The sequence below is a fragment of the Verrucomicrobiia bacterium genome, assembly GCA_035946615.1.
Classification (GTDB): domain Bacteria; phylum Verrucomicrobiota; class Verrucomicrobiia; order Limisphaerales; family UBA8199; genus DASYZB01.
In genome coordinates this window covers 127,010-150,475 of the sequence record DASYZB010000105.1, presented here as the reverse complement: position 1 = coordinate 150,475, position 23,466 = coordinate 127,010, and the positions used below count along the sequence as shown (strand labels likewise).

The window sequence follows — 23,466 nt, the reverse complement described above, 5'->3', positions numbered from 1 at the left end:
CTGATTTCAGCGTTGGTAAAGGATGTTGCCGTCCATGACAGTGAGCAAAACCTTAGCCTGGTTTATTTGAATGGGATCGATCTTGTATAGGTCCCTGTCCAGGAGGACCACATCCGCAAGCTTCCCGGGCGTGATGGTCCCTTTTGCCTTATCGCAAAACTCGGCATAGGCGGAACCGAGGGTGTAGGCGCGCAGGGCTTCATCGAGAGTAATCCTCTGCTCGGGGAACCAGCCGCCGGGATATTTGCCATCGAGAGTCTGGCGGGTCACGGCGGCTTTGATCCCTTCCAGCGGATTGAGCGGGGCAACCGTCCAGTCCGACCCGAACGCCAGCACCGCCCCGCTATCGAGGAGCGAGCGGAAGGCGTAGGCGCTTTTGGCCCGCGCCGGGCCGATTCGCTTTTCGCACCAACGGCCATCGTCGGCCGCATGGTAGGGTTGCATCGAAGCGATGACCATTTGCCTGCCAAACCGAGGGATATCGGTGGGCCGCAGATGCTGCGCGTGCTCGATTCGGAACCGGCGGTCCGCGGCGCCATTTTTCTCAGCCACCGCTTGGTAAAGGTCCAGAATTCTCGAATTGGCCTCGTCACCGATAGCATGGATCATCACTTGCAACCCGAGGCGGTCTGCCCTTTCCACCCGCTGGAACATGATCCCTTCCGGGAGCATCTGGTCGAACAGCAGCCCCCGGTTCTCCGGTGCGTCGCTATAACCCTCAAAAAACAAGGCTGTTGAGGAACCGAGGCTGCCGTCTGCGAACCCTTTCAAACCGCCAAAGCGCAGCATATCCCCGCCGAAGGCTGCACGGACACCGGCCTTGGCCAGGACGTCCCAGGAAACAATCGAGTGGAGCGCATAGATGCGCGTTTTCAACTCGCCCCGCTGGGCCATGAATTGGTAAAGGCCAACGTCTTCACCGGCGGACACATCGGTAAGGCTTGTCACGCCCGCTTGCGCGGCGTGGCGGGTTGCGGCCAAGGCAGCGGCACGTTTTTCTTCGAACGTTTTCTCCGGGATCACCCGTTCCACCAAACTTTGGGCGGCATCCTTGAGCAGGCCCGTCGGTTCGCCGCTCGCACAGTCTCGCACGATTACCCCTCCCGGTGGGTCTGGGGTTTGTTTGGTTATTCCGGCAAACCGCAGCGCCAGGCTATTGGCCAGCGCCATGTGGCCGTCCAGCCGATTGATAAACACCGGGTAATCGCGCAGCACCGCATCAATCACTGCTTTGGTTGGCAATGGCGCGCCGGGCCACTTTTCGTGGTCCCAATCGCCTCCAAGAATCCAACTTCCCTTCGGGAGCCTGGCCGCATAATCGCGCACACCGTCCGCCAACTCATCCAGAGAAAGGGTTTGGCGCAAATCGACATTCCCCAGCGAAAAACCACCAGCCAGGAAATGCACATGCGAATCATTGAACCCGGGTAAGAGGGTATTTCCTCCAGCGTCAATCGTCCGTGTTCGAGGTCCCGCTAATGTTTGGGTTTCAGCCGTCGAACCCACTGTGGCAATCCTGTTGCCCAGGATTGCAACCGCTTCGGCAATGGGTTGAGTCGTGTCCATGGTGTGGACCGATGCGTTGAAAATGACAAGGTCGGCAGCAATTAGCCCGGTCCTGCTTTGAGATGGAGAGTTCAGCAAGAGATATTTAGTCATCCGAGGGGTGGATGTCACGTTCCGAATCCTCGAAGTTTCTTTTGGTTGCGGGTTTGGCGCGCTAAGTCCTAGATTGGCCGGGTGGCGATTGTTGGCTATTGCCTCTGCGCGCTTATTGGATATTTGCTGGGCTCGATCCCAAGCGGGTTCTTGGCCGGCAAAACTCGGGGCATTGACATTCGCAAAACAGGCAGCGGCAATATTGGAGCGACCAATGTGTTTCGGACCCAGGGCATGCTTGCCGGGATTCTTGTATTGCTGGCAGATGCTTTTAAGGGGTGGGTGGCAGTCACCCTGGCGGCGGGGGTCATTTGCAACAGTCTGTATCCGGCGGCTTCACCGCTCGAACGGGAGTGGTTCGAAATCACGGCGGGTTTGTCGGCGATTCTGGGTCACAATTACACCTGCTGGCTTGGCTTCCGTGGCGGCAAAGGCATCGCCACCTCAGCCGGCGTCCTGGCGGCCCTGGTCCCTTTGGCTTTGATCATTATCCTGGTTATTTGGGCTGTCGTGTTGCTCCTCACCTGCTATGTTTCCCTGGCTTCGATGATTGCCTCGTTTGCCCTTCCCTTTGCTGCCTGGTTGACCGGGCGAAGCACCAATCTCATCGTCGTGACGGCCGCTATGGCTGCCTTGGCCATTTTTAAACACAAATCCAACATCCAACGCCTGCTCAACGGGACCGAGAACCGCTTTGGCCGCAAGGGCCAGCCCGCGGGAGGGCACTCGCCCGAATCCACCTCATGAACATCACCATACTGGGCGCAGGCGCATGGGGGACAGCCTTGGCGCGTCTTCTTTACCAGGGAGGAAATCAAATCACCCTCTGGGGTCACAAACCCGAGTGGTTGCATGAAATCCGCCAGACCCACCGTAATGAGCGCTTTTTGCCGGGGATTGATCTGCCGGCGGATTTGCTGCTCGAACCGGGCCTACCGGAGGCCGTTGATCGAGCGGAATGTGTTGTCGTGGCTGTGCCGTCCCAGCCCTTTCGCCAGGTGACCCTTCAGTTGAAACATTACTCCGGCCCGCTCGTCAGCGTCACAAAAGGAATCGAATACGATACAGGGCTGACCATGTGCGGCATTCTGGCTCAAAACGCGCCGCAAGCCAAATGCGCGGCGCTTTCAGGGCCCAGCTTCGCAATCGAGGTCGCCCGGGACATACCCACCGCCATCGTTGCCGCCAGCGAGGACCCCACCACCGCCGCGCTGGTCCAGACTCTGTTCAGCCGGCCCACTTTCCGCGTTTATACCGGCCAAGACGTCCTCGGGGTCGAGCTGGGTGGCGCTCTCAAGAATGTCATCGCTTTGGCTGCAGGCGTTAGCGACGGGCTGGGTTTTGGGGACAATTCCAAGGCGGCGCTTGTGACACGCGCTGTTGTGGAAATCCGCCGCTTGGGCATAGCCTGCGGCGCCGAGCCCGAGACTTTCACCGGTTTAAGCGGGTTGGGCGATCTCATGGTCACGTGCTTCTCGCGACTGAGCCGCAACCGCGGGTTTGGGGAGCGTGTTGGCCGTGGAGAAAAGCCTGCGGACATCGCAGCCGGCATGGTGGCCGTGGCAGAAGGCTATCCCACCGCGCGTTCGGCCTACCAACTGGCCCGCAAACACCGGGTCGTCACCCCGGTCATCGACGAGGTCTTCGCCATGCTCTATGAGCAGAAAAATGTCGCCCAGGCTGTGCGGGACCTCATGACGCGCGATTTAAAGCCCGAAAGCTGACGCGCGCGTTCACCAGTGATCGTAGCAGCCGACGTCAGGAGGCTCTACTTTTTTTCGGCCTCCGGCTTGGCCCTGTGAAACTCAGGGCTAAGGTCACAGCCTCCTGGCGCCGGCTGCTACGCGCGAGGATTAACATCACTTGGGCGAAGAACCGCCCCTCAATAGGAAGACAGGCGTGATCGTCCGTAATTTTTCTGCGTGACTTGATGGCGTGGGTTCATTAGAAGGGTATAAGCCGAATAGGCGCAAAATGGGTCATTGATTAAAAAAATGGGTCAAACGCATGCATATAAAGTCGTATAAATTGCGGGGGATGGCCGTCGATCACGGCGCATCCAAGTCCATGGATTTGGAGTTGGAATTCGAAGACGAGCGGGCGTTCGTCATTTGGGATTCGTTCGAGTTAGGCAGTTACAGGCTCAAAGCCAGGATCGAGATCGACCCGGAATTGTTGCAGGAAGGGACCGGAGGCGGGTGCGATTATTATTACCAGGGCCCACTGGTGTTGCCGCGCCCTGAGAATAACTGATGCCCCTATCGCTGTTGCTGCAGACCAAGTCGCGGCCAGCCACTAGAGAGAAGAGCTTCTACCGCGGAATACGCGGCCTTCACCCGGTTTTTCCGCGCATTCGGCGGTTCGAAGAATTCCGTTAGGCGAGACTTTGAGGCGCCCAGGGGCGTCCGATGGCCCTAGCCAACCCCCGCCCCCTCTGTTAGCTTCCACGCGCCTATGAGTTTCTGGGGTAAGTGGATTTCCGATTGGCTCGAAGGACTGGGGCAGTTGACGCTGTTGACCAAAGACACAATGGCCTCGCTGCTGACCTTCAAAGTTGCCTGGAGGGACCTGTTGTACCAAATCTACTTCGTCGGAGTCAAATCGCAGTCGGTCGTCCTGATTACCGGCGCCTTCACCGGGATGGTGCTGGCGGCTCAAACGTATCTGCAGTTTCACAAGGTCAAAATGGATACCGCGACCCTGGCGGTCGTGAGTGTGTCGATGTGCAGCGAACTGGGCCCTGTTCTGACCGGGTTGATGGTAGCGGGCCGAGTGGGAGCAGCCATTGCGGCGGAGTTGGGTACCATGAAGGTCACCGAACAGATCGACGCGCTGCGAACTCTGGCGACGCATCCGGTGGATTACCTGGTGGTGCCCAGGCTGCTGGCGCTGCATGCCGCCCTGCCGCTGCTAACTGCAGAATCCATCACCGTGGGCATCTGTGCGGGCTATTTGGTTGGAGTTTACTTGTACGGCGTCGATCCCACCTATCTCTGGTACAACATGATTAAATACACCGGCGTCATCGATGTCGCCGTTGGACTCATAAAGGCCCTCATTTTTGGCGGGATTATTGCCATTGTCGGGTGTTACAAGGGCATGTTTTGCGGCGAAGGGGCCGAGGGCGTTGGACGCGCAACAACCGAAGCGGTCGTTTATTCGTCCATCACGATTTTGATCACCAATTTCTTCCTGACTCTGGTCCTGGGGAAGATTTTTCATACCGTGTAAGATGATTGAGGTGCGTCAGTTGAGCAAAAGCTTTGGGAACCATAAAATCCTTGATGGCGTCAGTTTCCAGATCGAAAAGGGCGAATCAGTCGTCATCATTGGACGGAGCGGCGGCGGCAAGAGCGTGCTGCTCAAGCATCTGATTGCGCTGCTCAAGCCTGATTCAGGCGAGGTCTTGATTGAGGGCGAAAATATCGTGCCTCTGGACGAGCGGCAACTCCTGCGTATCCGTCACAAATTCGGGATGCTCTTCCAAAGCGCCGCCTTGTTCGACTCGATGACCGTCGCCGAGAATATCGGATTTGCGTTCCGGCGGGACCGCTCGCTGCCCGAGAGCGAGGTTGCCAGGAAAGTGGCCCATGTGCTGGACTTGGTTGATTTGCCAGGAATCGAGCAGAAGAATCCCTCCGAGCTTTCGGGCGGCATGCGCAAACGGGTCGGGCTGGCCCGAGCGATTATTTATGAGCCGGAGATTGTATTGTATGATGAACCCACAACCGGCCTCGACCCAATCGTCTCGGATAGCATCGATAAGCTCATGCTCCGGGTGCGCGATCTGCTCAATGTCACCACCGTCGTCGTCACCCATGATATGCGCAGCGCCCGCCGGCTCGGCCAGCGGATTCTCATGCTGCATGAAAAAAGGATTTATACGACCGGAACGGCCGAGGAGATTTTTGCGTCGCAAGACCCCATCGTTCGGCAGTTTGTTGAGGGGGTCTCGGACGACGGACCAGCACAATTATAGATGAGCGTCTTTTCAAGATTAGAACCGGAATTTTATGAGTAAATCGCGGCTTGAATTGAGAGTGGGCGTGTTTGTGGCTATCGGCCTGGTGCTGCTGGCAGCGCTGCTGCTGGAGTTCAGCAAGGGAATGACTTTCTTCCGCCCAACCTACGATATTTACCTGCGCGCGAGCAATGTCGGCGGCTTAAAGGTCAGGGCAGGCGTCCTGATGTCAGGCGTGCAGGTGGGCACCGTGTCTGACATTGCGCTGGCCAATAATGGCAAGAGCGTCACCATCACTTTGCGAATCTTTGCGCAGTATAAGGTTTACAAAGACGCCCTGTTTGTCATCGAGCAATCCGGCTTTTTAGGCGATCAATACGTCGCCATCGAACCTACCGACAACAAAGCCCCCCCATTCAAGAACGGAGATGTAGCCCGAGCCGAGGCGCCCTTTAACCTGCAGGAGTTTACCCGCTCCGCCAGCGGGTTCATCATGCGTATCGATGAGACAGTCAAAAGGCTCAATGCCGCCCTGAGCGAGGTCACCGGCACTCTGCTCAATCCGCAAACCCTCACCAATCTCTCGCTGACCGCAGCCAATCTGCGCGCAGTCTCAGACCGCGCCCTCACGACGGTAGGCAACATCGATGGCTTGGTAAATTCGAACAGCTTGTCCGTTTCCGAGTCGGTCAGCAACCTGTCGCTCTTTTCGGGCCAACTCAACCAGTTCGCCGGAGACCTTCGCGGGTTGGTCCAAAGCAACCGCACCGAAATCCACGCAGCGGTGAAAAATGTTGAAACCTCGACAGAAGTGTTGAAATCTGTGATGACTGACATGCGGGCAGGGAAGGGGTTGGCCGGGAACCTGCTCGAAAACCAGCAACTAGCGGCTAAAATGACGCAAATCGCCGATAACTTGAGCATTACCAGCAGCAACCTGAATCGTCTTGGATTGTGGGGCGTCTTGTGGCGTCACAAACCGCCCCGGACCAATGCCCCGGCGGGGCCAGCCGCCCCAATCACCGCCCCCAAGAACCCTTTTGATTAAGCCCTATGATGGCGCTCTGGGTAATCCGCATCCTCTTTCTGGCCCTGTGTACACTGGGGGGCTACGCCATCAGCCAGGTCCGCGAGGAGTTCGTAATCGTTTCCAATGGCGCCCTCCTGGGGATGGTTATCGGATTCGGCTTCGGCTGGCTGATGATAGCGATTGATGAGATGCTCAAGGGGTTTTCGTTGCGGGCCTTTTCAGCCACCACTTTCGGCCTGCTCCTGGGCACGGTGGTGGCCCTGCTCATCGACCACTCGGGCCTCTTCGAGCGGGCTGACGAGATGCACCGCTGGATCATCCGCCTGTGCCTGTTCCTGAGCTTCAGTTATATTGGCATCGTGCTGGCCATGCGCAGCAACAAGGAGGATTTTTCCCTCATTATTCCCTATGTCCGTTTTGCGCCCCAAAACAAACCGGACAACCTCCTGCTGCTGGACACCAGTGCCATCATTGACGGGCGCGTGGCGGACTTAATCGAGGCCAATTTTATCGAGGGCCTCATAGTGGTTCCGCGATTTGTTCTCAAGGAGCTTCAACAAATTGCCGATTCCAATGACCCCGTCAAACGCGCCCGGGGCCGGCGCGGCCTCGAGATGCTTAACCGCATCCAGCGGAACAACCGCAACGAAGTCAAAATCCACGACGGCGATTTTCCCGACGAAACGGGGGTCGATGCCAAACTGGTGCGGCTGGCGCGCAATCTCAAGGCCAAGCTCTATACCAACGATTTTAACCTGGGCAAGATTGCCGAACTGCAATCGGTTAACTACGTGAACTTGCACGAGTTGGCCAAATCCTTGCGCACGGTGTTGCTGCCGGGCGAAGTGCTCTCGTTGCGAATCGTGCGCGAGGGCAAAGATAAAGGCCAGGGCGTCGGCTACCTGCCCGATGGTACCATGGTGGTCGTCAATCGCGCCCAACCCTGCATCGGCCAGCAGGTCGAGGCCCAGGTGCAGAGCCTGCTCCAGACGGGCGCCGGGGTGATTGTATTCGCCGAACTCAAACAGCCCCTTCCGGCTGTCCCTGCAGCTTGAACCTCCCTGCACGACTTCGAGCCGTCCTCCCAGCGGACGAACTCAGCTTCGACCCGGCTGTGCTGGCCAGTCACTCAGGAGACAAATGGTTCGCTACGCACCGGCCTGATGCGGTTGCTTTGCCCCGGACCACCCGCTCGGTTTCGGTCTTGCTGCGCTTTGCCAATCGCCATCGGATTCCGGTTACCCCTCGAGGCGCCGGTTATGGGTATGTGGGAGGGTGCGTCCCGGCCCGCGGCGGTATTGTGCTCTCCCTCGAACGGATGAATCGGATTAAGGAAATTTCCGTTGCCGATTTTGTTGCGGTGGTCGAACCGGGGGTCACCACTCAAAAGCTCCAGGATGCTGTGGAAAAACGCGGCCTGTTTTATCCCCCCGACCCAGCCAGCAGGGCCAATAGCGCCATTGGCGGCAACATTGCCACCAACGCCGGCGGCCCGCGCTGCCTTAAATATGGCGTCACGCGCGATTATGTCCTGGGCATCGAGGTCGTCCTGGCCGGCGGCGCCGTGGTTCGCCTCGGTGGCCGAACGCACAAGAATAAAACCGGTTTTGAACTGCACCGGCTATTCGTCGGCTCCGAAGGGTTGCTTGGCGTGGTGACCGAGGCCACATTGAAACTCCTCCCGCTGCCTCCATATCGGGCTTGTCTGGCTGTTGGTTTTTCTTCAATGCGCGCTGCCGCGCGCTGTGTACGCGGGATTTTAGACGCCGGCCTTCTGCCCGCCGCGCTGGAATTGGCTGATTCTTTTACGCTCGCGGCGGCTTACCGCCGCCTCACCCAACTCGCCATTTGCGAGCCGCAGCCCACGGCTCAGCCTTCCAGCACCATCCGGCGGCTGCGCAATTGCAGAGCGCATCTGATCGTGGAACTTGATGGCCAGATCCGCTCCGTCAAAAGCGAGGCTGGTCAGTTGAAACAACTACTCGCGCGATTCCGGCCACTGTTCCTGGAAACCGGCCTTGGTTCCAATCGGTGCGAGGAGATGTGGCAAATCCGGCGGGAATTCTCCTACGCTTTGCGCGACACCGGGCTCACCAAGCTCAACGAGGATATCGTGGTTCCGCGCGGACGGCTCGAAGACCTGTTTGCCTTTGCCGCCCGTTTGCAGAACAAGCACGACGTTGCCGTTGCGTGTTTTGGCCATGCCGGGGACGGCAACATCCACACCAATATCATGGTTGATTTCAACCAACCTGGGGCAAAACAGCGCAGCAAGGCTGCCCTGGATGACCTGTTCGGCCAGGTGCTGGCCTGGGGCGGGGCCATTACGGGTGAGCATGGCATTGGCCTGGCCAAATTGCCTTGGTGGCCGAAGGCTGTCTCGAAAGAAGCGCGCGCATTACACCGGACCATTAAGCACGCGCTCGATCCAAAGGGGATACTTAACCCGGGCAAGTTCCTGTAGAACAGGGGCAAACCTTGGCAGGAGACGAGCGTAAGGCGTCTCTGATCAAGATTGTGAGCTGGCCGCTTTGGTTCACCCGGAAGTTGCTGACCAGAGACTCCTTACGTCGTCTCCTACAATCAGGAATGGTGGCTCGTTGCTTCGGCCCTGTCATTCCCCGAAATAGAATGGCCGCCATTTCACGCGCGGCTTGACATTGGGTCCATACCCCCTTCTACTGAGCGCCGTTAACACATCTTTGACTAATCCCCGGAACGCTTATGATCGATCTCAACCAGCTCGAAGTTTGGTTCGTCACCGGCAGCCAGCATCTTTACGGTCCGGAAACCCTCAAGAAAGTCGCAGCGCATTCGCAAGAGATAGCCTCGGCGCTGGATGGCTCGTCACCCATCCCGGTCCGGGTTGCCTTCAAGCGGGTGGTGAAGACATCTGCCGACGCCCTGACCCTGTGCCAGGAAGCCAATAGCTCTCCTAGTTGCATCGGACTGGTTACGTGGTGTCACACCTTTTCACCCTCCAAGATGTGGATTCAAGGACTGAAATTGCTGCGCAAACCGATTGTTCACCTGCACACCCAGCACAATCGCGATATCCCCTGGTCCTCCATCGACATGGATTTCATGAACCTCAACCAGGCCGCCCACGGCGACCGCGAGCATGGGTTCATCATGAGCCGGATGCGCATCGAGCGGAAAATAATCGTGGGCCATTGGCAAAGCGCCGCCCTTCACCAACAGCTTGGCGCCTGGTCCCGGGCCGCAGCCGCCTGGCATGACTGGCAGGGCGCGAAGTTTTGCCGGTTCGGCGACAACATGCGCGAAGTGGCCGTCACCGAGGGGGACAAAGTCGCGGCCCAAATCCAGTTCGGCTACTCGGTAAACGGGTTTGGTGTGGGCGATTTGGCAAAGCAGGTCAAAGCGGTGGCCGACCGGGACATCGAGCGGCTCGTCTCGGAATATGAAGCGCGCTACGTGGTCGCGCCGAAGTTGCGCAAGAAGGGCCCCATGCGCCAGTCGCTTCAGGAAGCCGCCCGCATCGAGTTGGGACTTCACGCGTTTCTGTCCTCAGGCGGCTTTAAAGGCTTTACCACCACATTCGAAGACTTGCACGGCTTGGCGCAACTGCCCGGCGTTTCTGTCCAGCGCCTGATGGCCAATGGATTTGGCTTTGGCGCTGAAGGGGACTGGAAGACTTGTGCTCTGGTCCGCGCGATGAAAGTCATGGGAATTGGCCTCAAGGGCGGCACGTCTTTCATGGAGGATTACACGTATCATCTGGACCCAAAACAGTCTCTGGTGTTAGGCGCGCACATGCTCGAGATATGTCCCACCATCGCCCGCAGCAAACCATCACTCGAAGTCCACCCCCTCAGCATCGGCGGTAAGGCTGACCCGGTCCGATTGGTCTTCGACACTGCGCCCGGGCCCGCCATTAATGCCTCGATCATTGACCTGGGCAATCGCTTCCGCATGCTCGCCAACGAGGTGGAAGTGGTCGCTCCCGACAAACCTCTGCCCAAACTCCCGGTTGCCCGCGCACTCTGGATTCCAAAACCCAGCCTGGAAATTGGGGCTGCAGCCTGGATTCAAGCCGGCGGCGCCCACCATACCGGCTTCAGCCAGGCTGTCACGACCGAGATGCTTGAAGACTTCGCCAGGATGGCCGGCATTGAAATGGTTGTCATCGACCCGAGCACGCGGCTGCGGACCTTCAAACAAGAACTCAACTGGAATGAGGCCTATTACAGCCTCTCCAGGGGATGGCTTGGCTGAGAACGTTGAAAACATTTGGACAAACTGCTGATCAAAATGGATCACTCCTGGCCAAGGTAGGCATGCTGCTACGAGACACGAGCGCAGAAGGAGGGGGCAAGGCTCAGTGAATGCCGGCCGGTAGAGCCGATAGCCAAATAGAGAACCACTCGCCGATCAGGGGTCCGCTCAATTTCTGCGTTCGTGCTATCTCGTCAACGGCAAGTCAACCATTGATCCAAATCTGTACGACTTTGCGCTCAACGATCCGATGCTGGTGGATTCGTTGGGCTTGTCACCTTGCACCGACAAATGTGACGAGGACGCCAGAGAACGAAATCGAGACATCGACAGCTACGCCAAATACGGAGGACTTGTAGATCTTGGAGGGGGCGCAGTGGGGGCGCAGTGGCTGGGGCCAATCTGGCTCAAAATCAGGGTTGTCCATCCACCGACACCCATGCCTTATCTCGGCCCATCCGGCGCGACTGGCTGCCTGCCAGAATGACGGCACTGAAATTCATGTCTCAATGCGCAGTCTTCCGCCGACAAGGATTCTGGCTCGCAGACCTCCGCGTCCGCGCAAAGCGGCTTCCGCGCCCGGAGCCAAAGCCTGGTCCATCCAATAACACGGGCGGCATTCTTCCACGCCAATGAAGCGAACGCCCTGCAAGATAAACTCTTCGCCGATCAGCAGGTTCAAATCCACGCCAGCGGTGATCACGTTGCGGCGCAATACGCCGGGTGATTGGCCGCTCACGCCCAATCCGCGGCAGATGTCGTCAAACACTTCTGAGGCAAAAAATGTGATCTGGCCTTTGTAGTTTTCCTTGTGGTTGAAAAAACGGTCGTCCACGATGCCGCGCCCCGCGACACAATGAATCCCGCCGCGCTCTACGATGCGATGCGTGGCAGCCGATTGGCCATGATGACCCACGAAATTATGGCCCGAAGATATGTAGAGCCGCTGAACACAAATCTGAGTCGCGGTCATCACGGCTGTGTTCGTTTGGCGCCGCCATTGCCGTGGATTTTCCCATTGGTCTTTTCCAAAACCACCGCGCAATGTTTGTAATTCGGTTGACGTGAATACGGGTCAAAGGTCGAATGAGTCAACCGGTTTACTTCCGCGTAGTGCATCGGAATGAAAACCTGGCCGGGCTGGACTGTGGGCGTCACGAACGCCACGGCCAACAAGCTGCCTCGGCGCGAGCGAACCTGCACCAGATCATTGGGCGCAAGGCCAAGCCGCGCGGCATCCTTTGGGTTTACCTCGACGTAACAGGCCGTCGGCGACAATGCGCGCAACACATCGCTCTTGTTGGTTCGCGAACCCGTGTGCCATTGAGCCGAAGTGCCGCGACCAGTCAGCAACACACAAGGATATTCGGCGTCCGTCGGTTCGGTTAATGGACGCGGCGCGTCAAAGAAGAATTTCGCGCGCTGATCCGGTGTGAAAAAGCATCCGTCTTCAAACAAGCGCCGTTCCATTGGAGGATTTTTACGGTGGCCGTTTTCGGCCCAAGGCCATTGGATGCCTCCACATTCATCAATCATCCGATAGTCACGAATGCCTGTGATGTCGCAAGGCTGTCCGCGCGAAAGGTCCTTCAACACTTGAAACGCAGCCTCGGGAGCGCGCCATTTTTCAAACATTTTTCCGCAGCCCCAGTACTCGGCAACCAGTTGGAAAATGTGGAAATCGGCCAGCGCCAGACCCGGCGCGCGCCTAACCTTCTTCACCAGCCCGATGCGTCGTTCGGAATTGATCAGAGTGCCCTCCTTCTCACCCCACCCGGCCGCAGGCAGGAAGAGATGGGCGCGTTGCGCGGTTTCGGTGCTGGGAAACATGTCCTGCACCACCAGAAAATCCAGCTTGGCCAGCAGATCGTTGAATTTGCTTTGGTGAATCCAAGAGTGCGAGCCATTGGTGGCGATCACCCATAGCGCTCGGATTTTGCCGTCGCGGATGCCGTCCACGATCTGATCGTAGGCCCAACTTGATTCGGATGTTATCTGTTGCTCCGCGAGGCCCAGGAGCGCGCTCACTTTTGCGCGATGCGTTGGATTTTCAAAATCGTGCCCGCCGATGAGGCCGGTGATATTCGAGAAGAGCCGGGAACCCATCGCGTTGCACTGACCGGTGATGCTGTTGGCGCCGGTGCCAGGCCGGCCGATGTTGCCGGTCATCAGCGCCAGATTGATAATCGCTTGCGCCGTGCGTGTAGCCTCGTGTCCCTGGTTGACACCCATTGTCCACCAGAACGAAACACGTTTGCCATTGGCAATTGTATTGGCAAAACGATCCAGTTGTTCTTGCGTTAATCCAGACTCAGCGCAGACGCGATCGAGTGTAAACTGTTCAATGAATCTGGCAAACTCCTGGAAACCGGTCGTGTGCGCGTCCACGAAGGAACCGTCCACCGCGCCCAACGCCATCAGACGGTTGGCTAAACCATAGAGAACGGCCAAATCGCTCTTGGGTCGGAGCGCGTAATGCTGAGTAGCGGCCATAGCAGTCTCGGTGGCGCGCGGGTCCACCACAATGATTTCAGGATAGTGGGGATTGCGCATCACGCGCTGCCACATGATGGGATGGGCGATGCACGGGTTCGCGCCCACAAACACCAGAACGTCGCTCTGCTCGAAGTCCGCATAAGTGAACGGAGGCGCGTCAAAACCAAACGATTGCTTGTAGGCAACATGGGCTGTGGCCATGCACTGGCGCGTGTTGCTGTCGCAGTGCAAGCCGCCCATGCCGAATTTAAAAAGGCCCCCCAGTAAGGCCATTTCCTCCGTGCAAATTTGACCGGTGCTGAGGAATGCGATGCTGTGCCGGCCATGTCGCGCTTGCACGCCTTTCATGCGCGCGCAAAATTCCTTCATGGCCGCTTGCCAATCCACCGGCCGCCATTTTCCATGCGGGTCGCGCAACAATGGTGTTGTGCCGCGGTCGGAAGCAGAAAGCGGGGTGAGGGCTTCCCACCCTTTCGGACAGGCCATGCCGAGATTGACCGGGTGAGCCGGATCGGGAGTTAAATTGACAGCTTCCCCTTTGCGCAGATGGATTTTCAATCCGCATCCGGTGGAACAAAAACCGCAAACCATGCTGGTGGTGGCATCCGGTTTGAGTCGCGCGGGAACCTGGCCCAAGCCAAATTCACCGGGCGAACGAACCAGGTCGGTGGTCAGCGGGCCAATCCATTGGCGCAAAAACGTGTTGGCGCGCCGCGCCTTCATGTGTCGCCGGGCATTTTGTCGGGCGCGACAGATGTAAAGAATAAATACCGCTCCATCAATTCTCCCGCAAAGCAGAGGGTACAGGCCAGTGTGGCCAAGGCCGGCGCCATGGCCCCGACGCAAAGGCCAAATGGGATGAACGATCCTCCACTCAAGGCGCAAAACAGACGCGCGCCCAAAATCGGCCGGAGCCGGCCCCCTTGGAGCGCGGCCGTACGGCGGAGTTCAGTCCAGCGGTCCCTGTCGGTATCAGTGTGTTTGAGGACAGAGACTTCGATGGCCAGTTTGAAGAGTGTGACCAACAGAAGCGCGATTTCGGTCCCGGCGCCCGGCGCAAAGCAAAGTTTCAACGCCAGCCCGAGGATGAGAGCTGTGCCCAAAAAACGAGGGAGCGTCGAAGCGAGCCGCCAGAAACGGCGGCGGGTGTCGGCATAGACCATAGTTTGGGTTATTAACGCGATGGAACCGAGTATGATGGCAAAAGAAAGTGGAACGCGCGCCAACAAAACCAAACCAGCGATGCCGCCGAAGGCAGCAAGCGCAATAGCTTCCCGGCTCAACCAACTCGTCCGCCATCCAAGCCAGACACGCCAGGCTTTTGTGGGTTGGCCCAGATGAAAGATGCTGACCACAAGGCCGGCGATGAAAAGTGAAAACGAGAGAATACGTTGCCCGGAATCGCCATTCGGGGACGAAATGACCACTCCGCCAATGCCCGCTTGAGTGAGGACCAGCATCAGAATCAGCGGCCAATGGGCGGGCGCGGGCCGGGGAGTCGAATAATCGGCGGCGCGGAGGTCCGCGTCCGGCTTGCTGGACAAGTATCGTGTGGTCGGAAGTGTATAACCGGGTTGTGGAGAATCGTGAAGCCAGACCTCCTGGCTGGCGGAGAGTTGCGTTCTCACCGCCTCTTTTTGAGCGAGGGTGATGCGAATGGCCTCACTTGGACAAGCTTGCACACAGGCGGGCGCTTCGCCGACCGCGAGGCGATCATGACACATGTCGCATTTGCGCACGATGCCGCGTTTGGCCGAAAATTTGGGCACTTCGTACGGACACTTCATCACGCAGTAGCTGCAACCGATGCACTGGTCGCTCAGATGACGAACGATGCCGGTGACGGGGTCTTTGTCATAGGCCATGACCGGACAACCCTCCAAACAGGCAGGTTCAACACAGTGATGACAGGCTGTGGTAACGGTCTGCTGGATCGGGACGATACGATTGCCGCCGTGCAGGGCCGGCTCAAGTCGCTCGCCAAAAAGCGCGCCGACCTTCCGCCAAGTTTCGCCATCGTCGAGTCCATTTAATGAATGGCACGCGCTCACGCAGGCCTTGCAGCCGGAACATTTGTCGAGGTCCACTTCAAAGCCGTATTGCTCGCCGGGGCGCGGAGCGCTGAGAGGGATAAGGTCGCGATAATGTATCTCCAGCAAGGGTGCTTGATGGCGTTGATGATGCTGGCAGAATTTTTCCACAGCGGTCAGCCTCCGCTGTTCGGCCAGCAACGCTTCCACCAGTGTTTCCGGCTGTTCAGTAGTTAGCATTCTTGGAGAATCACATCGCCGTTGGTTTCGGTGACATGGAAAACCTTGATGCGCTCACCCGGCTCGGCGCCTTGGCCGGTTGCGAGGTCGAATTTGTGGGCATGAAGCGGACAGATGACTTTGCCCCCGCCACAGACGCCTTCGGAGAGCGGACCTTGTCGGTGCGGACAGCGGTTCCGCGTGGCAAAGAGCCGTCCGTCCCGTTGCCGGAAGACGGCGACTTCTTCACCTTCCACAATGTAACAACGGCCCTGGCCAAGCGGAATTTTTTCGATGCTACCCAGGTTGACGATTTGTGAAATTGCGTTCATAAGAGAAAATCAGCCGTTGTTTTCCGCCGTCGCCATGACATGCCCCAACTCCGGTCCGCTGAATTGCCCCGGGTAGGCGGGGTTCCTGGCTTCCTTCCACGGGTCCTTATAAGCGTCCACTGCTTTTTGAATCTCAGCGTCAAGATGGGCGCAGATGTTTTCGCTGTCCTCGACGAGAACGCTGCGCAGGAATTCGATGCCAAGCCGCTGGACAAAGCCATAGCTGCGTTCGAGGTACTTGCCGTGTTCGCGGTAGTACTGCATGAAGCGGCCCATATAGAGAAGGACTTCGTCATGGGTCTTTACCGTGCACAGAAGGTCGCCTTTGCGCACGGTTCCACCCGCCGCCCCGCCGACATATATTTCCCACAGGCCGCCCTCGATGGCGACGGCGCCGAGGTCCTTGACGTAAGCCTCGGAGCAGTTGCGCGGGCAGCCCGCCGTGGCCAGCTTCATCTTATGCGGTGATTCGACTCCCTGGTAACGGCGCTCGATCTTTTGCGCCAGCGCGATGGAATCGCCCACGCCGTAGCGGCAAAAGTCCGTGCCAACGCAGCTTTTGCAGGTGCGGAATGCTTTTGTATAAGCGTGCCCGCTGGGAATTCCGAGGTCGTTCCAGATTTTCGGCAGGTCCTCCTTTTTTATGCCGAGCAGGTCCAGCCGTTGCCCCCCTGTAAATTTGACCATCGGGACGTTGTATTTCTCGGCGACTTCGGCAATGCGACGCAGTTCAGCGGGCGAAGTGACGCCGCCGTAGATGCGTGGAATGACTGAATACGTGGCGTCCTTTTGGATGTTGGCGTGGACCCGGTCATTGATGAATCGGGCATCACGTTCGTCGTCATATTCGCCGGGCCACAACGTCTTGAGAAGGGATGCCAGGCCAACCTTGCTCGAGGGGTCTTCCTTTCCGCCGGCCATTTCCCGAAAAACGGCGCTGACGGATTTGAGGCCGCGCGCTTTAATTTCGGCGACGAGTTGGGATTTTTCCAGCGGGACACCCGGCACATAATAGTGCTCGCTGGGGTCTTCGCCCTCGTCTCCACCGTAGGCCTCAAGCAATTGCGCAATCAATGTCTTGCACGAACCGCAGCCCAGGCCGGCCTTGGTGCATCCGCCAATTCTGGAGACGGAGTGACACTTGCCGATGATAATGGCTTCCTTGATCTGGCCTTTGCTGACTCCGTTGCAATTGCAGATTTGCGCGTGATCGGGAAGGTCGAACACGCTCAAGACCGGCGCGCCCGTGGAACTGCCAAAAAGCAAATCGGCCCGCCGCGCCGAAACGGCCGCGCCGGACACAAACATTTGCATCAGGACGCCCGCCATGTCGGTTTCCCCCAAAAGGATGGCCCCGGCCAGCTTGTTCTCGCGAACGATCAGCTTCTTATAGACCCCCCGTGAAGGCTCGCGATAAACAACCACTTCGTCATCAGGCAGGGAAGCCTTGGTCTCGCCCATCGAGGCGAGTTCCACTCCCATGACCTTGAGTTTGGTTCCGAGTTTGGAGCCAAGATAACCCGCCTGCGGATTGAAACCGGTGATGACATCGGCCAGGGTTTTGGCTTGGTCCCAAATTGGCTCGACCAATCCATAAAGTTTGCCGCGATGTTCCACGCACTCGCCGACCGCGAAAACATAAGGCTCGCTGGTACGCATTTGATCGTCGCAGACGATGCCTTTGTTGACCGTCAAACCGCTTGCGCTGGCGATTTCCGTGATGGGTCGGATGCCGGCGCTGACCACGACCATATCGGCTTGGAGCCGGGAACCGTCTTTGAATTCCAAGTGAGTAATTGAACCGTTGCTGGCGGCGATCCTTGTCGTGATCGTATTGCATCGCACCTTGATCCCCATGCCTTCGATGGTTCGCTGGAGCATCAGTCCGGCTTCGGGATCAAGCTGGGCGATCATCAATTGCGGCGCGGCTTCCAAAACAGTGACTTCGACGCCGTGCGTTGCGAGGCCGCGCGCGGCTTCCAAACCGAGCAAGCCCCCGCCAATGACCGCCGCTTTTTTCCGGGTTTTCGCGTAGCTGGCAATCTGATCGCAGTCATCCAGAGTGCGGAACAGGAAAGTGCCCGGTACGCCAAAACCTTCCATGGGCGGCACAAAAGGCCGCGAACCGGTGGCGATGATGACATGATCGTAAGGCTCCTCAATGTGCGCCGCATCCGCCAAAGCCGCGTCCAAGGCGTAGGCGGATGCCTCGTTTTTCAGGGGCGCGCCGACGACCATTTTGCGGCGGCGGTCAATGAAGGTGGCTTTTACGCCGGCATGAAGACGAATGCCGTTGCGAGAGTACCAAGCCAGCGGGTTGATGAAAATCTGCGCAGCGGCCTGGCTGCCATTGAGCACGTTGCTCAACAGAATGCGGTTGTAATTGCCGTAAGGCTCGGCTCCGAACATAACGATCTCGAACCGGCCCGGCGCGCGTTTCAATATTTCTTCGACCACGCGGGCGCCCGCCATGCCATTTCCGACGATTACGAGTTTTTCTTTGTTGGGGTGCATGATCAGAACATGAACTCAAATTGCGCCCAGATTCGTTGCATGTTTACGTGGGCAACGGAGATGACCGGAGGAGCGGCGTCGGCGCCGATGTAATAGGCATATTCGAGCAGCGCCTGCCAATGTTTGCCGAACTTTTTCGTCGCGATGAGGTCGAATTCCTGGCCGAAGTCCCCGGCGCCGGAATCGGAATCGAATTTGTGATAGACAAGGCGCAAGGGGATGTCGGCCGGGAAAGTAACCTGGGCGTAGCCGTAGAGGTCGTGCAAACCAGCCCCTGGCGCGGTCAGAAACATTTCGGCCCATCCGTTGAAGGCATGTCCTGTGTCCAGCGGGGTGCGGAACGCGGCGCGCCCTCCTCCCGCGCCTGTGTTCAGGCCGCTGCCAAGGTCTTCCCAACCGGCTCCGGCGGCAATAGGCCGGTAATTGGCTCCGGCCTCCAGGTTTGCGTAGTCCGCGTTGTACCGGAGCGCGCTGTCGCCGTAATTCTCCTGCCAGGCAAACTCAGCGCGGTAATCCAGCCAAAGCTTGTCCATGACAGGGGCGCTGCCGGCAAAATAGCCGCCGTAAGTGGCGCAGGAATTATTCGCGCCCGCGCCATTTTTTAAACCAAGGAGGTAAGCATAGCCCACGAATCGGCCACACTTCCAGCCGGAGTAGTCAATGTTGATGAGGTGCGAGTCGGATTGATAGTCCGTATTGGCGGCAGGCAAGCCGGCTACGTTGCCATAAACGCGATGCGCATCCCAAAGGTAGTCGTAAGTCAGGTCAAGATGGTCGATTGGCTGGACATGCGCCGTGGCGGAGTCAAACGTCTGGATGTTCTGCCGCCAATCAACGTCCCCGACGAATCGCTGGTTATCCAGGTTGAGGCGCTGGCGTCCGCCTGAAACGTCAAATAGATTTGTATAGGCGAATTTCAACCACGCTTGATCCAAGTCCGTCACCGGCGGGTCCGCGATGACGGGCTTGTAGCCCTTGTCGTTGGAACCGGCGGCGTTGTAATTGCCTTCCGAACCGTTGACGCTTGTGTTTTGCCCTTGCACACCCGCCTGAAAACCATAGAGGGACGCAGTGGTGTAGCCCAACCGCGTGCGAATCGTTGGCGCAACAGACGCCTTCGTCACCGCTTTAACCCCGCTCTCATTGGCGTCTTCGACTCGAGCCCTTACATCCAGGTCCAAATTACCATTGGCCAGCGCATCGGGGATTTTGCCGTCAAAAAATTTCTCGATGGCATTTTGGTTCGTCGCCACAGCCGTAATGGCTTCCATTGATTCATTCGCGGGAGGCAACGCAGGCTGGCCGGTCCCCGCTTTGGAGAAGGGTAATGGTTGGGCAAAGGCTGAGGCGGCCAGCACCAGAAGAGCCGCGCCGGCGGTGAGGTTTTTTGCACGGTTGGGTATGTTTCTCATTTATGGGTTTTGTATGTATTTGGAAACGCGCGGGGTTAGACGCGGGCTTGCGCCAGCGCGCCCCAAGTGGCGCGCCAGCGGCTTTTCACCAAGCCAAGTCCGGCTAGAGCCGCGAAACAGAGGCCGGAAAAAATCATGAAGCCAGTCAAATAGGAACCGGTCAGTCCCTTGGAGAAGCCGAGCGAACTGGCCAGATAAAAGCCGCCCACGCCCCCGCCACAGCCGACCAAACCGGTCATGACGCCGAGTTCTTTGCCGAATCGCTGCGGCAGGAGTTGAAAAACGGAGCCGTTCGCCATGCCGAGCGCGCCGGAAGCGATGCAAAGCGCGATGAGATTGAAATAGAGACGCGAGCCAAAGGCCGCCGTGAGGAGCGCGCACCCGGCCAGGGCGTAGAAGCGGTAGAGCGCGCGGATACCGCCCATGCGATCAGCCAGCGCGCCGCCGAGTGGCCGCGCCAGCGCGCCGACGGCGGTGCAAAGAGCGGCCAAGTCGCCAGCGTGGACGGCGGTCAAGTGGAATTCACCTTTGAAATAGAGCACGTAGGAACTGGCTAACCCAACAAAGCCGCCGAAGGAGACGGTGTAGTAAAAGCAAAACCAATGCGCGTCCTTTTCCTTCAACAACGCGAGGTAATCGGCGAGTTTCTTCCGTTGCACTTGCCCCGGGGCCTCTTTGGAGACTAGCGCATAAACCAGAAGGACAAAGACCGCCGGTATGAGCATCAGACCGAAGACGACGCGCCAGCCATACGCGGCAGCGATGCGAGGGGCGAGGAGGGCGTCAATGACCGTGCCGATGTTGCCAGCCCCGGCCAGACCCATTACGACTCCTTGCAAGCGGGGTGGATACCAGCGTCCAGCCTGCGGGAGAGCCACGGCGAAGCTCGCCCCCGCAAAGCCCAGCATCATGCCGACCAACAGGGTTGCCTGGAAATGCTCCAAGCCGACAAGCCAGGCATAAAGCAAGCCGGCGATGACGAGTATTTGAGCGGCGATGCCTGTGATCTTCGCCCCGAAGTGGTCCACCGCCAAACCAAGGGCAATCCGTAGCAACGCGCCGGACAAGATGGGAACGGCAACCATCAGGCCCTTTTGTTCCACGGAAAGATGAAGCGATTCTCCAATCTGCGCGCCGAGCGGACCAAGGAGCGTCCATGCCATGAAGGAGAAGTCAAAGTATAGAAAGGCGGCCAGCAGGGTCGGCCAATGGCCAGCCTGCCAAAAGGCCTCATCTTTGCGGGAGTCCACAGGCGACTGTCGCGCTGTGAACTCAAGCGTTGGTGTAAGGGTTTGTTGATTCGATGGAGTCATGTTGATGATTCTTTTGGAATTGTTGCGCTTGGGAAAAAATCTGCGGGCGATAAACCCGGTGGGTGATGTCAAAATGGAGGGCAGACGGGTTGGGACAGAGACCGCTGGCGCGCACCAACTCGAATGCCCAGGCTGCTTTGTTTTGAGTCGGTTCGTTGACGCCGGGACCGTGGAAAACGCAAAAATTCCGGACGGCGCGCGCGGCGCCACTTCCCAAATCAAATGGGCCGCTCAGGCTGCGGCGCAATAGGGCCGCCGGTGCATCCACATACTCGGGACGCGCCAGAGTCGTGATGATTTCTTCGTGGTTCTCGGGCGCGGCGCAATATTCACAGGCATCAAGCAACGCGGCCAGCAGCGCCAGGTGTTCCTCTTCGCGCTTTTCGGCAAATTCTCGCCGCACCATCAAAACCTTTTCCGGGTGACCGGGATCAAGCTCGGCGCTCACCGCCGCGCACCAACCGGCCCGCATTTGCACTGCCGCCGAGTTCCACGGTTCGCCCACGCAAAAGCCGTCCAAATTTCCCGACTGCAGGTTGGCTGCCATTTGTGGCGGCGGGACGATGACGATGCGCACGTTGCGGTCCGGGTTGATGCCCGCGCCGGAAAGCCACTTGCGCAGCAGGTGGCGATGCGACGAAAACGAAAACACCGCGCCAAAAGTGAGCGTTCGTTCACGGTGCGACCGGGCGATTTCATCGCGCAAGGTGTTCACGTCCCGCACGCCTCGCTGCCACAAATCCCGGGAAAGCGTGATGGCGTTGCCGTGGAGATTGAGCACCAAGCCGGTCAGGCAATCACAGCGAATCGAGCCGAGTCCGAGTGTGACAGCCAGCGGCATGGCGGCCAGCGCGTGCGCGGCTTCCAGTTCGCCTTGGATGATTTTGTCGCGAATGGTGGCCCAGCCCAATTCGCGGCGCAGGCGGACCTGCAGCCCGTATTTGTGGAATAAACCCAAAGCTTGGGCCATGACCAGCGGCGCGCAATCGGTCAGCGGCACGAAGCCCACCCGCAATTCACTTTGCGGCGCAACCTTTTTTTCAGAGGTCGGCCTTTTGTTTATCTCGAGGTGGATTTCCTTTGCCACGCGGATATGTTAGCGAAGCACATGCCAACCGAGCGCCGCTGGCTCGCTAAATGCTTTTGGAAGTTTCGATGGAAACGATGAGTTGGACTTGTGCGTGAAAATCCCCCTCGACAGCCGTCACCTGCGCACCTTCTGCTTGTTGGTGCGAACGGGCAGTTTTACGCAAGCGGCGCGCGAACTGCACGTGACCCAATCAGGGGTGAGTTACTCAATCAAGGCGCTGGAAAACGATATCGGCTGTCGTCTTTTAGACAGGCTGGGCAAAAAAGTGGTTCCGACCCAGGCGGGTGAACAATTATTGCAGCACGCCACTCGGATTCTAAACGAGATGGATACGGCGCGCGAATCCATAGCGCGCCTGGGCAAATGGGGGCACGGGCGGTTGCGACTTGGCGCCAGCACCACCGCTTGCCAGCATCTCATTCCACCGGTCTTGCGGGAATTCAAGGAGAGCTTCCCCGATCACGCCATCAGCCTGGAGCCGGGAGACACGCCCGAACTGGTGGCAGCGCTGCTGGGGCACCGGGTCGATCTGGCGCTCTCGCTCGAGGTCGATAGGGAGCCAAAACTCAAATTCCATCCACTGTTCACGGACGATTTGCAGTTTATCGTCGCGCCGTTCCATCCTTGGGCCAAGGCCGGCCGGATCGAACGGTCGGCCATTCCGCGGCAGAATTATATTCTTTACAGCAAGCGAAGCGTCACCTTTCGGTTGATTGCGGATTATTTTCGCCGCGATCAGATGGAGCTCAACACCGTGATCGAAGTCGGCAGCATGGAAGCAACCAAAGAGTTGGTGAAGCTGGGGCTGGGCGTGAGCATTCTTGCGCCGTGGATCACGCAAAAGGAAATCGATCAAGGTTTGCTGGTAGCCCTGCCGCTCAGCCGGCGCAAACTGCAACGCAATTGGGGCATCCTTCACTGGCGGGGCAAACAATTGAATCTGGCCGAGGAAACATTCATCGGCATGTGCCAGTCCTTCTGCGCCGAATTGCGCAACTTTGGCAAGCTGAACTGATTTTACGAGAGGCCTTACGATTCCTCGCATTATTTTCTGTCCTCGCATTATTTTCTTGCATCCAACGGACTTGCTATTCTAATATAAGGCGTTCCATTTCGCAGTTGCCGCCCGGGGCGGGCGTGTGTTTGCCCCGGGGGCTCTTAAACCAAGCAACCA

The 23,466-nt window shown here is 58.2% G+C and carries 20 protein-coding genes; 10 read left to right on the top strand and 10 right to left on the bottom strand.

Features of this window, described 5'->3' with window-relative positions:
• Nucleotides 1-6 precede the first annotated feature (6 nt).
• A complete protein-coding gene (locus VG146_15130; protein HEV2393684.1) occupies nucleotides 7-1,566 on the bottom strand; it encodes an amidohydrolase in 1,560 nt (519 codons plus the stop codon).
• A gap of 180 nt (nucleotides 1,567-1,746) precedes the next feature.
• Between VG146_15130 and plsY the strand changes: the two genes are divergently transcribed.
• From plsY to araA, 9 genes are all read left to right on the top strand, one after another.
• Nucleotides 1,747-2,406, top strand: a complete 660-nt coding sequence (plsY, locus tag VG146_15125) for a glycerol-3-phosphate 1-O-acyltransferase PlsY (GenBank protein ID HEV2393683.1) — start codon at nucleotides 1,747-1,749, stop codon at nucleotides 2,404-2,406.
• Complete coding sequence (locus tag VG146_15120) at nucleotides 2,403-3,383, top strand: NAD(P)H-dependent glycerol-3-phosphate dehydrogenase (GenBank protein HEV2393682.1); 981 nt, start codon at nucleotides 2,403-2,405, stop codon at nucleotides 3,381-3,383. Before plsY ends, VG146_15120 begins: the two co-directional genes overlap by 4 nt.
• Nucleotides 3,384-3,666: 283 nt before the next feature.
• Nucleotides 3,667-3,912, top strand: a complete 246-nt coding sequence (locus tag VG146_15115) for a hypothetical protein (GenBank protein ID HEV2393681.1) — start codon at nucleotides 3,667-3,669, stop codon at nucleotides 3,910-3,912.
• Nucleotides 3,913-4,113: 201 nt separating this feature from the next.
• Nucleotides 4,114-4,890: an ABC transporter permease gene (locus VG146_15110; GenBank protein HEV2393680.1), complete on the top strand. Its 777-nt coding sequence runs from the start codon at nucleotides 4,114-4,116 to the stop codon at nucleotides 4,888-4,890.
• A gap of 1 nt (nucleotide 4,891) precedes the next feature.
• Complete coding sequence (locus VG146_15105; GenBank protein ID HEV2393679.1) at nucleotides 4,892-5,638, top strand: ABC transporter ATP-binding protein; 747 nt, start codon at nucleotides 4,892-4,894, stop codon at nucleotides 5,636-5,638.
• A gap of 34 nt (nucleotides 5,639-5,672) precedes the next feature.
• Nucleotides 5,673-6,668, top strand: coding sequence for an MlaD family protein (locus tag VG146_15100; GenBank protein ID HEV2393678.1), 996 nt, complete (start codon nucleotides 5,673-5,675; stop codon nucleotides 6,666-6,668).
• 5 nt (nucleotides 6,669-6,673) lie between these two features.
• Nucleotides 6,674-7,705, top strand: a complete 1,032-nt coding sequence (locus VG146_15095; GenBank protein HEV2393677.1) for a TRAM domain-containing protein — start codon at nucleotides 6,674-6,676, stop codon at nucleotides 7,703-7,705.
• On the top strand, nucleotides 7,702-9,114 hold the full coding sequence (locus VG146_15090; GenBank protein HEV2393676.1) for an FAD-linked oxidase C-terminal domain-containing protein: 1,413 nt from the start codon (nucleotides 7,702-7,704) through the stop codon (nucleotides 9,112-9,114). The genes VG146_15095 and VG146_15090 overlap by 4 nt, the downstream gene beginning before the upstream one ends.
• 260 nt (nucleotides 9,115-9,374) lie before the next feature.
• Entirely contained in the window at nucleotides 9,375-10,886 is a 1,512-nt protein-coding gene (gene araA, locus VG146_15085; protein ID HEV2393675.1) for an L-arabinose isomerase, read from the top strand.
• Nucleotides 10,887-11,299: 413 nt separating this feature from the next.
• On the opposite strand, the gene VG146_15080 is transcribed toward araA, so the two are convergent.
• From VG146_15080 to VG146_15040, 9 genes are read right to left on the bottom strand one after another with little or no spacing between them, the layout of a single operon-like run.
• Nucleotides 11,300-11,389: an NTP transferase domain-containing protein gene (locus tag VG146_15080; GenBank protein HEV2393674.1), complete on the bottom strand. Its 90-nt coding sequence runs from the start codon at nucleotides 11,387-11,389 to the stop codon at nucleotides 11,300-11,302.
• Entirely contained in the window at nucleotides 11,386-11,859 is a 474-nt protein-coding gene (locus VG146_15075; GenBank protein HEV2393673.1) for a molybdenum cofactor biosysynthesis protein, read from the bottom strand. Before VG146_15075 ends, VG146_15080 begins: the two co-directional genes overlap by 4 nt.
• On the bottom strand, nucleotides 11,859-14,105 hold the full coding sequence (locus tag VG146_15070) for a molybdopterin oxidoreductase family protein (protein HEV2393672.1): 2,247 nt from the start codon (nucleotides 14,103-14,105) through the stop codon (nucleotides 11,859-11,861). The genes VG146_15075 and VG146_15070 overlap by 1 nt, the downstream gene beginning before the upstream one ends.
• Nucleotides 14,102-15,652 (bottom strand): DmsC/YnfH family molybdoenzyme membrane anchor subunit, encoded by a 1,551-nt coding sequence (locus VG146_15065; protein ID HEV2393671.1) that lies wholly within the window; start codon nucleotides 15,650-15,652, stop codon nucleotides 14,102-14,104. The genes VG146_15070 and VG146_15065 overlap by 4 nt, the downstream gene beginning before the upstream one ends.
• Complete coding sequence (locus tag VG146_15060; GenBank protein ID HEV2393670.1) at nucleotides 15,646-15,963, bottom strand: nitrite reductase (NAD(P)H) small subunit; 318 nt, start codon at nucleotides 15,961-15,963, stop codon at nucleotides 15,646-15,648. Before VG146_15060 ends, VG146_15065 begins: the two co-directional genes overlap by 7 nt.
• A 9-nt stretch (nucleotides 15,964-15,972) precedes the next feature.
• On the bottom strand, nucleotides 15,973-18,477 hold the full coding sequence (gene nirB, locus VG146_15055; GenBank protein HEV2393669.1) for a nitrite reductase large subunit NirB: 2,505 nt from the start codon (nucleotides 18,475-18,477) through the stop codon (nucleotides 15,973-15,975).
• A gap of 2 nt (nucleotides 18,478-18,479) precedes the next feature.
• Nucleotides 18,480-19,889 carry an alginate export family protein gene (locus VG146_15050; GenBank protein ID HEV2393668.1) on the bottom strand — a complete coding sequence of 470 codons (1,410 nt, stop codon included), beginning with the start codon at nucleotides 19,887-19,889 and terminating at the stop codon, nucleotides 18,480-18,482.
• A 35-nt stretch (nucleotides 19,890-19,924) separates the two neighbouring features.
• Entirely contained in the window at nucleotides 19,925-21,202 is a 1,278-nt protein-coding gene (locus tag VG146_15045) for a nitrate/nitrite transporter (protein HEV2393667.1), read from the bottom strand.
• The gene (locus VG146_15040) at nucleotides 21,162-22,289 is read right to left on the bottom strand and encodes a CmpA/NrtA family ABC transporter substrate-binding protein (GenBank protein HEV2393666.1); all 1,128 of its coding nucleotides are present in this window, start codon (nucleotides 22,287-22,289) and stop codon (nucleotides 21,162-21,164) included. The genes VG146_15045 and VG146_15040 overlap by 41 nt, the downstream gene beginning before the upstream one ends.
• A 94-nt stretch (nucleotides 22,290-22,383) precedes the next feature.
• Here VG146_15040 and VG146_15035 point away from each other — a divergent pair, with 94 nt between their 5' ends.
• Nucleotides 22,384-23,307, top strand: coding sequence for a LysR family transcriptional regulator (locus VG146_15035; GenBank protein ID HEV2393665.1), 924 nt, complete (start codon nucleotides 22,384-22,386; stop codon nucleotides 23,305-23,307).
• Nucleotides 23,308-23,466: the final 159 nt, after the last annotated feature.

What these genes read in the sequence shown, in the direction of transcription:
- VG146_15120 (HEV2393682.1), top strand. Translation starts at nt 2,403, where the DNA reads ATGAACATCACCATACTGGGCGCAGGCGCATGGGGGACAGCCTTGGCG.
- VG146_15100 (HEV2393678.1), top strand. Translation starts at nt 5,673, where the DNA reads ATGAGTAAATCGCGGCTTGAATTGAGAGTGGGCGTGTTTGTGGCTATC.
- VG146_15105 (HEV2393679.1), top strand. Translation starts at nt 4,892, where the DNA reads ATGATTGAGGTGCGTCAGTTGAGCAAAAGCTTTGGGAACCATAAAATC.
- araA (HEV2393675.1), top strand. Translation starts at nt 9,375, where the DNA reads ATGATCGATCTCAACCAGCTCGAAGTTTGGTTCGTCACCGGCAGCCAG.
- VG146_15065 (HEV2393671.1), bottom strand. Translation starts at nt 15,652, where the DNA reads ATGCTAACTACTGAACAGCCGGAAACACTGGTGGAAGCGTTGCTGGCC.
- VG146_15080 (HEV2393674.1), bottom strand. Translation starts at nt 11,389, where the DNA reads ATGAATTTCAGTGCCGTCATTCTGGCAGGCAGCCAGTCGCGCCGGATG.
- VG146_15130 (HEV2393684.1), bottom strand. Translation starts at nt 1,566, where the DNA reads ATGGACACGACTCAACCCATTGCCGAAGCGGTTGCAATCCTGGGCAAC.
- VG146_15110 (HEV2393680.1), top strand. Translation starts at nt 4,114, where the DNA reads ATGAGTTTCTGGGGTAAGTGGATTTCCGATTGGCTCGAAGGACTGGGG.
- VG146_15070 (HEV2393672.1), bottom strand. Translation starts at nt 14,105, where the DNA reads ATGAAGGCGCGGCGCGCCAACACGTTTTTGCGCCAATGGATTGGCCCG.
- VG146_15060 (HEV2393670.1), bottom strand. Translation starts at nt 15,963, where the DNA reads ATGAACGCAATTTCACAAATCGTCAACCTGGGTAGCATCGAAAAAATT.
- VG146_15115 (HEV2393681.1), top strand. Translation starts at nt 3,667, where the DNA reads ATGCATATAAAGTCGTATAAATTGCGGGGGATGGCCGTCGATCACGGC.
- nirB (HEV2393669.1), bottom strand. Translation starts at nt 18,477, where the DNA reads ATGCACCCCAACAAAGAAAAACTCGTAATCGTCGGAAATGGCATGGCG.
- VG146_15045 (HEV2393667.1), bottom strand. Translation starts at nt 21,202, where the DNA reads ATGACTCCATCGAATCAACAAACCCTTACACCAACGCTTGAGTTCACA.
- VG146_15075 (HEV2393673.1), bottom strand. Translation starts at nt 11,859, where the DNA reads ATGACCGCGACTCAGATTTGTGTTCAGCGGCTCTACATATCTTCGGGC.
- VG146_15050 (HEV2393668.1), bottom strand. Translation starts at nt 19,889, where the DNA reads ATGAGAAACATACCCAACCGTGCAAAAAACCTCACCGCCGGCGCGGCT.
- VG146_15095 (HEV2393677.1), top strand. Translation starts at nt 6,674, where the DNA reads ATGATGGCGCTCTGGGTAATCCGCATCCTCTTTCTGGCCCTGTGTACA.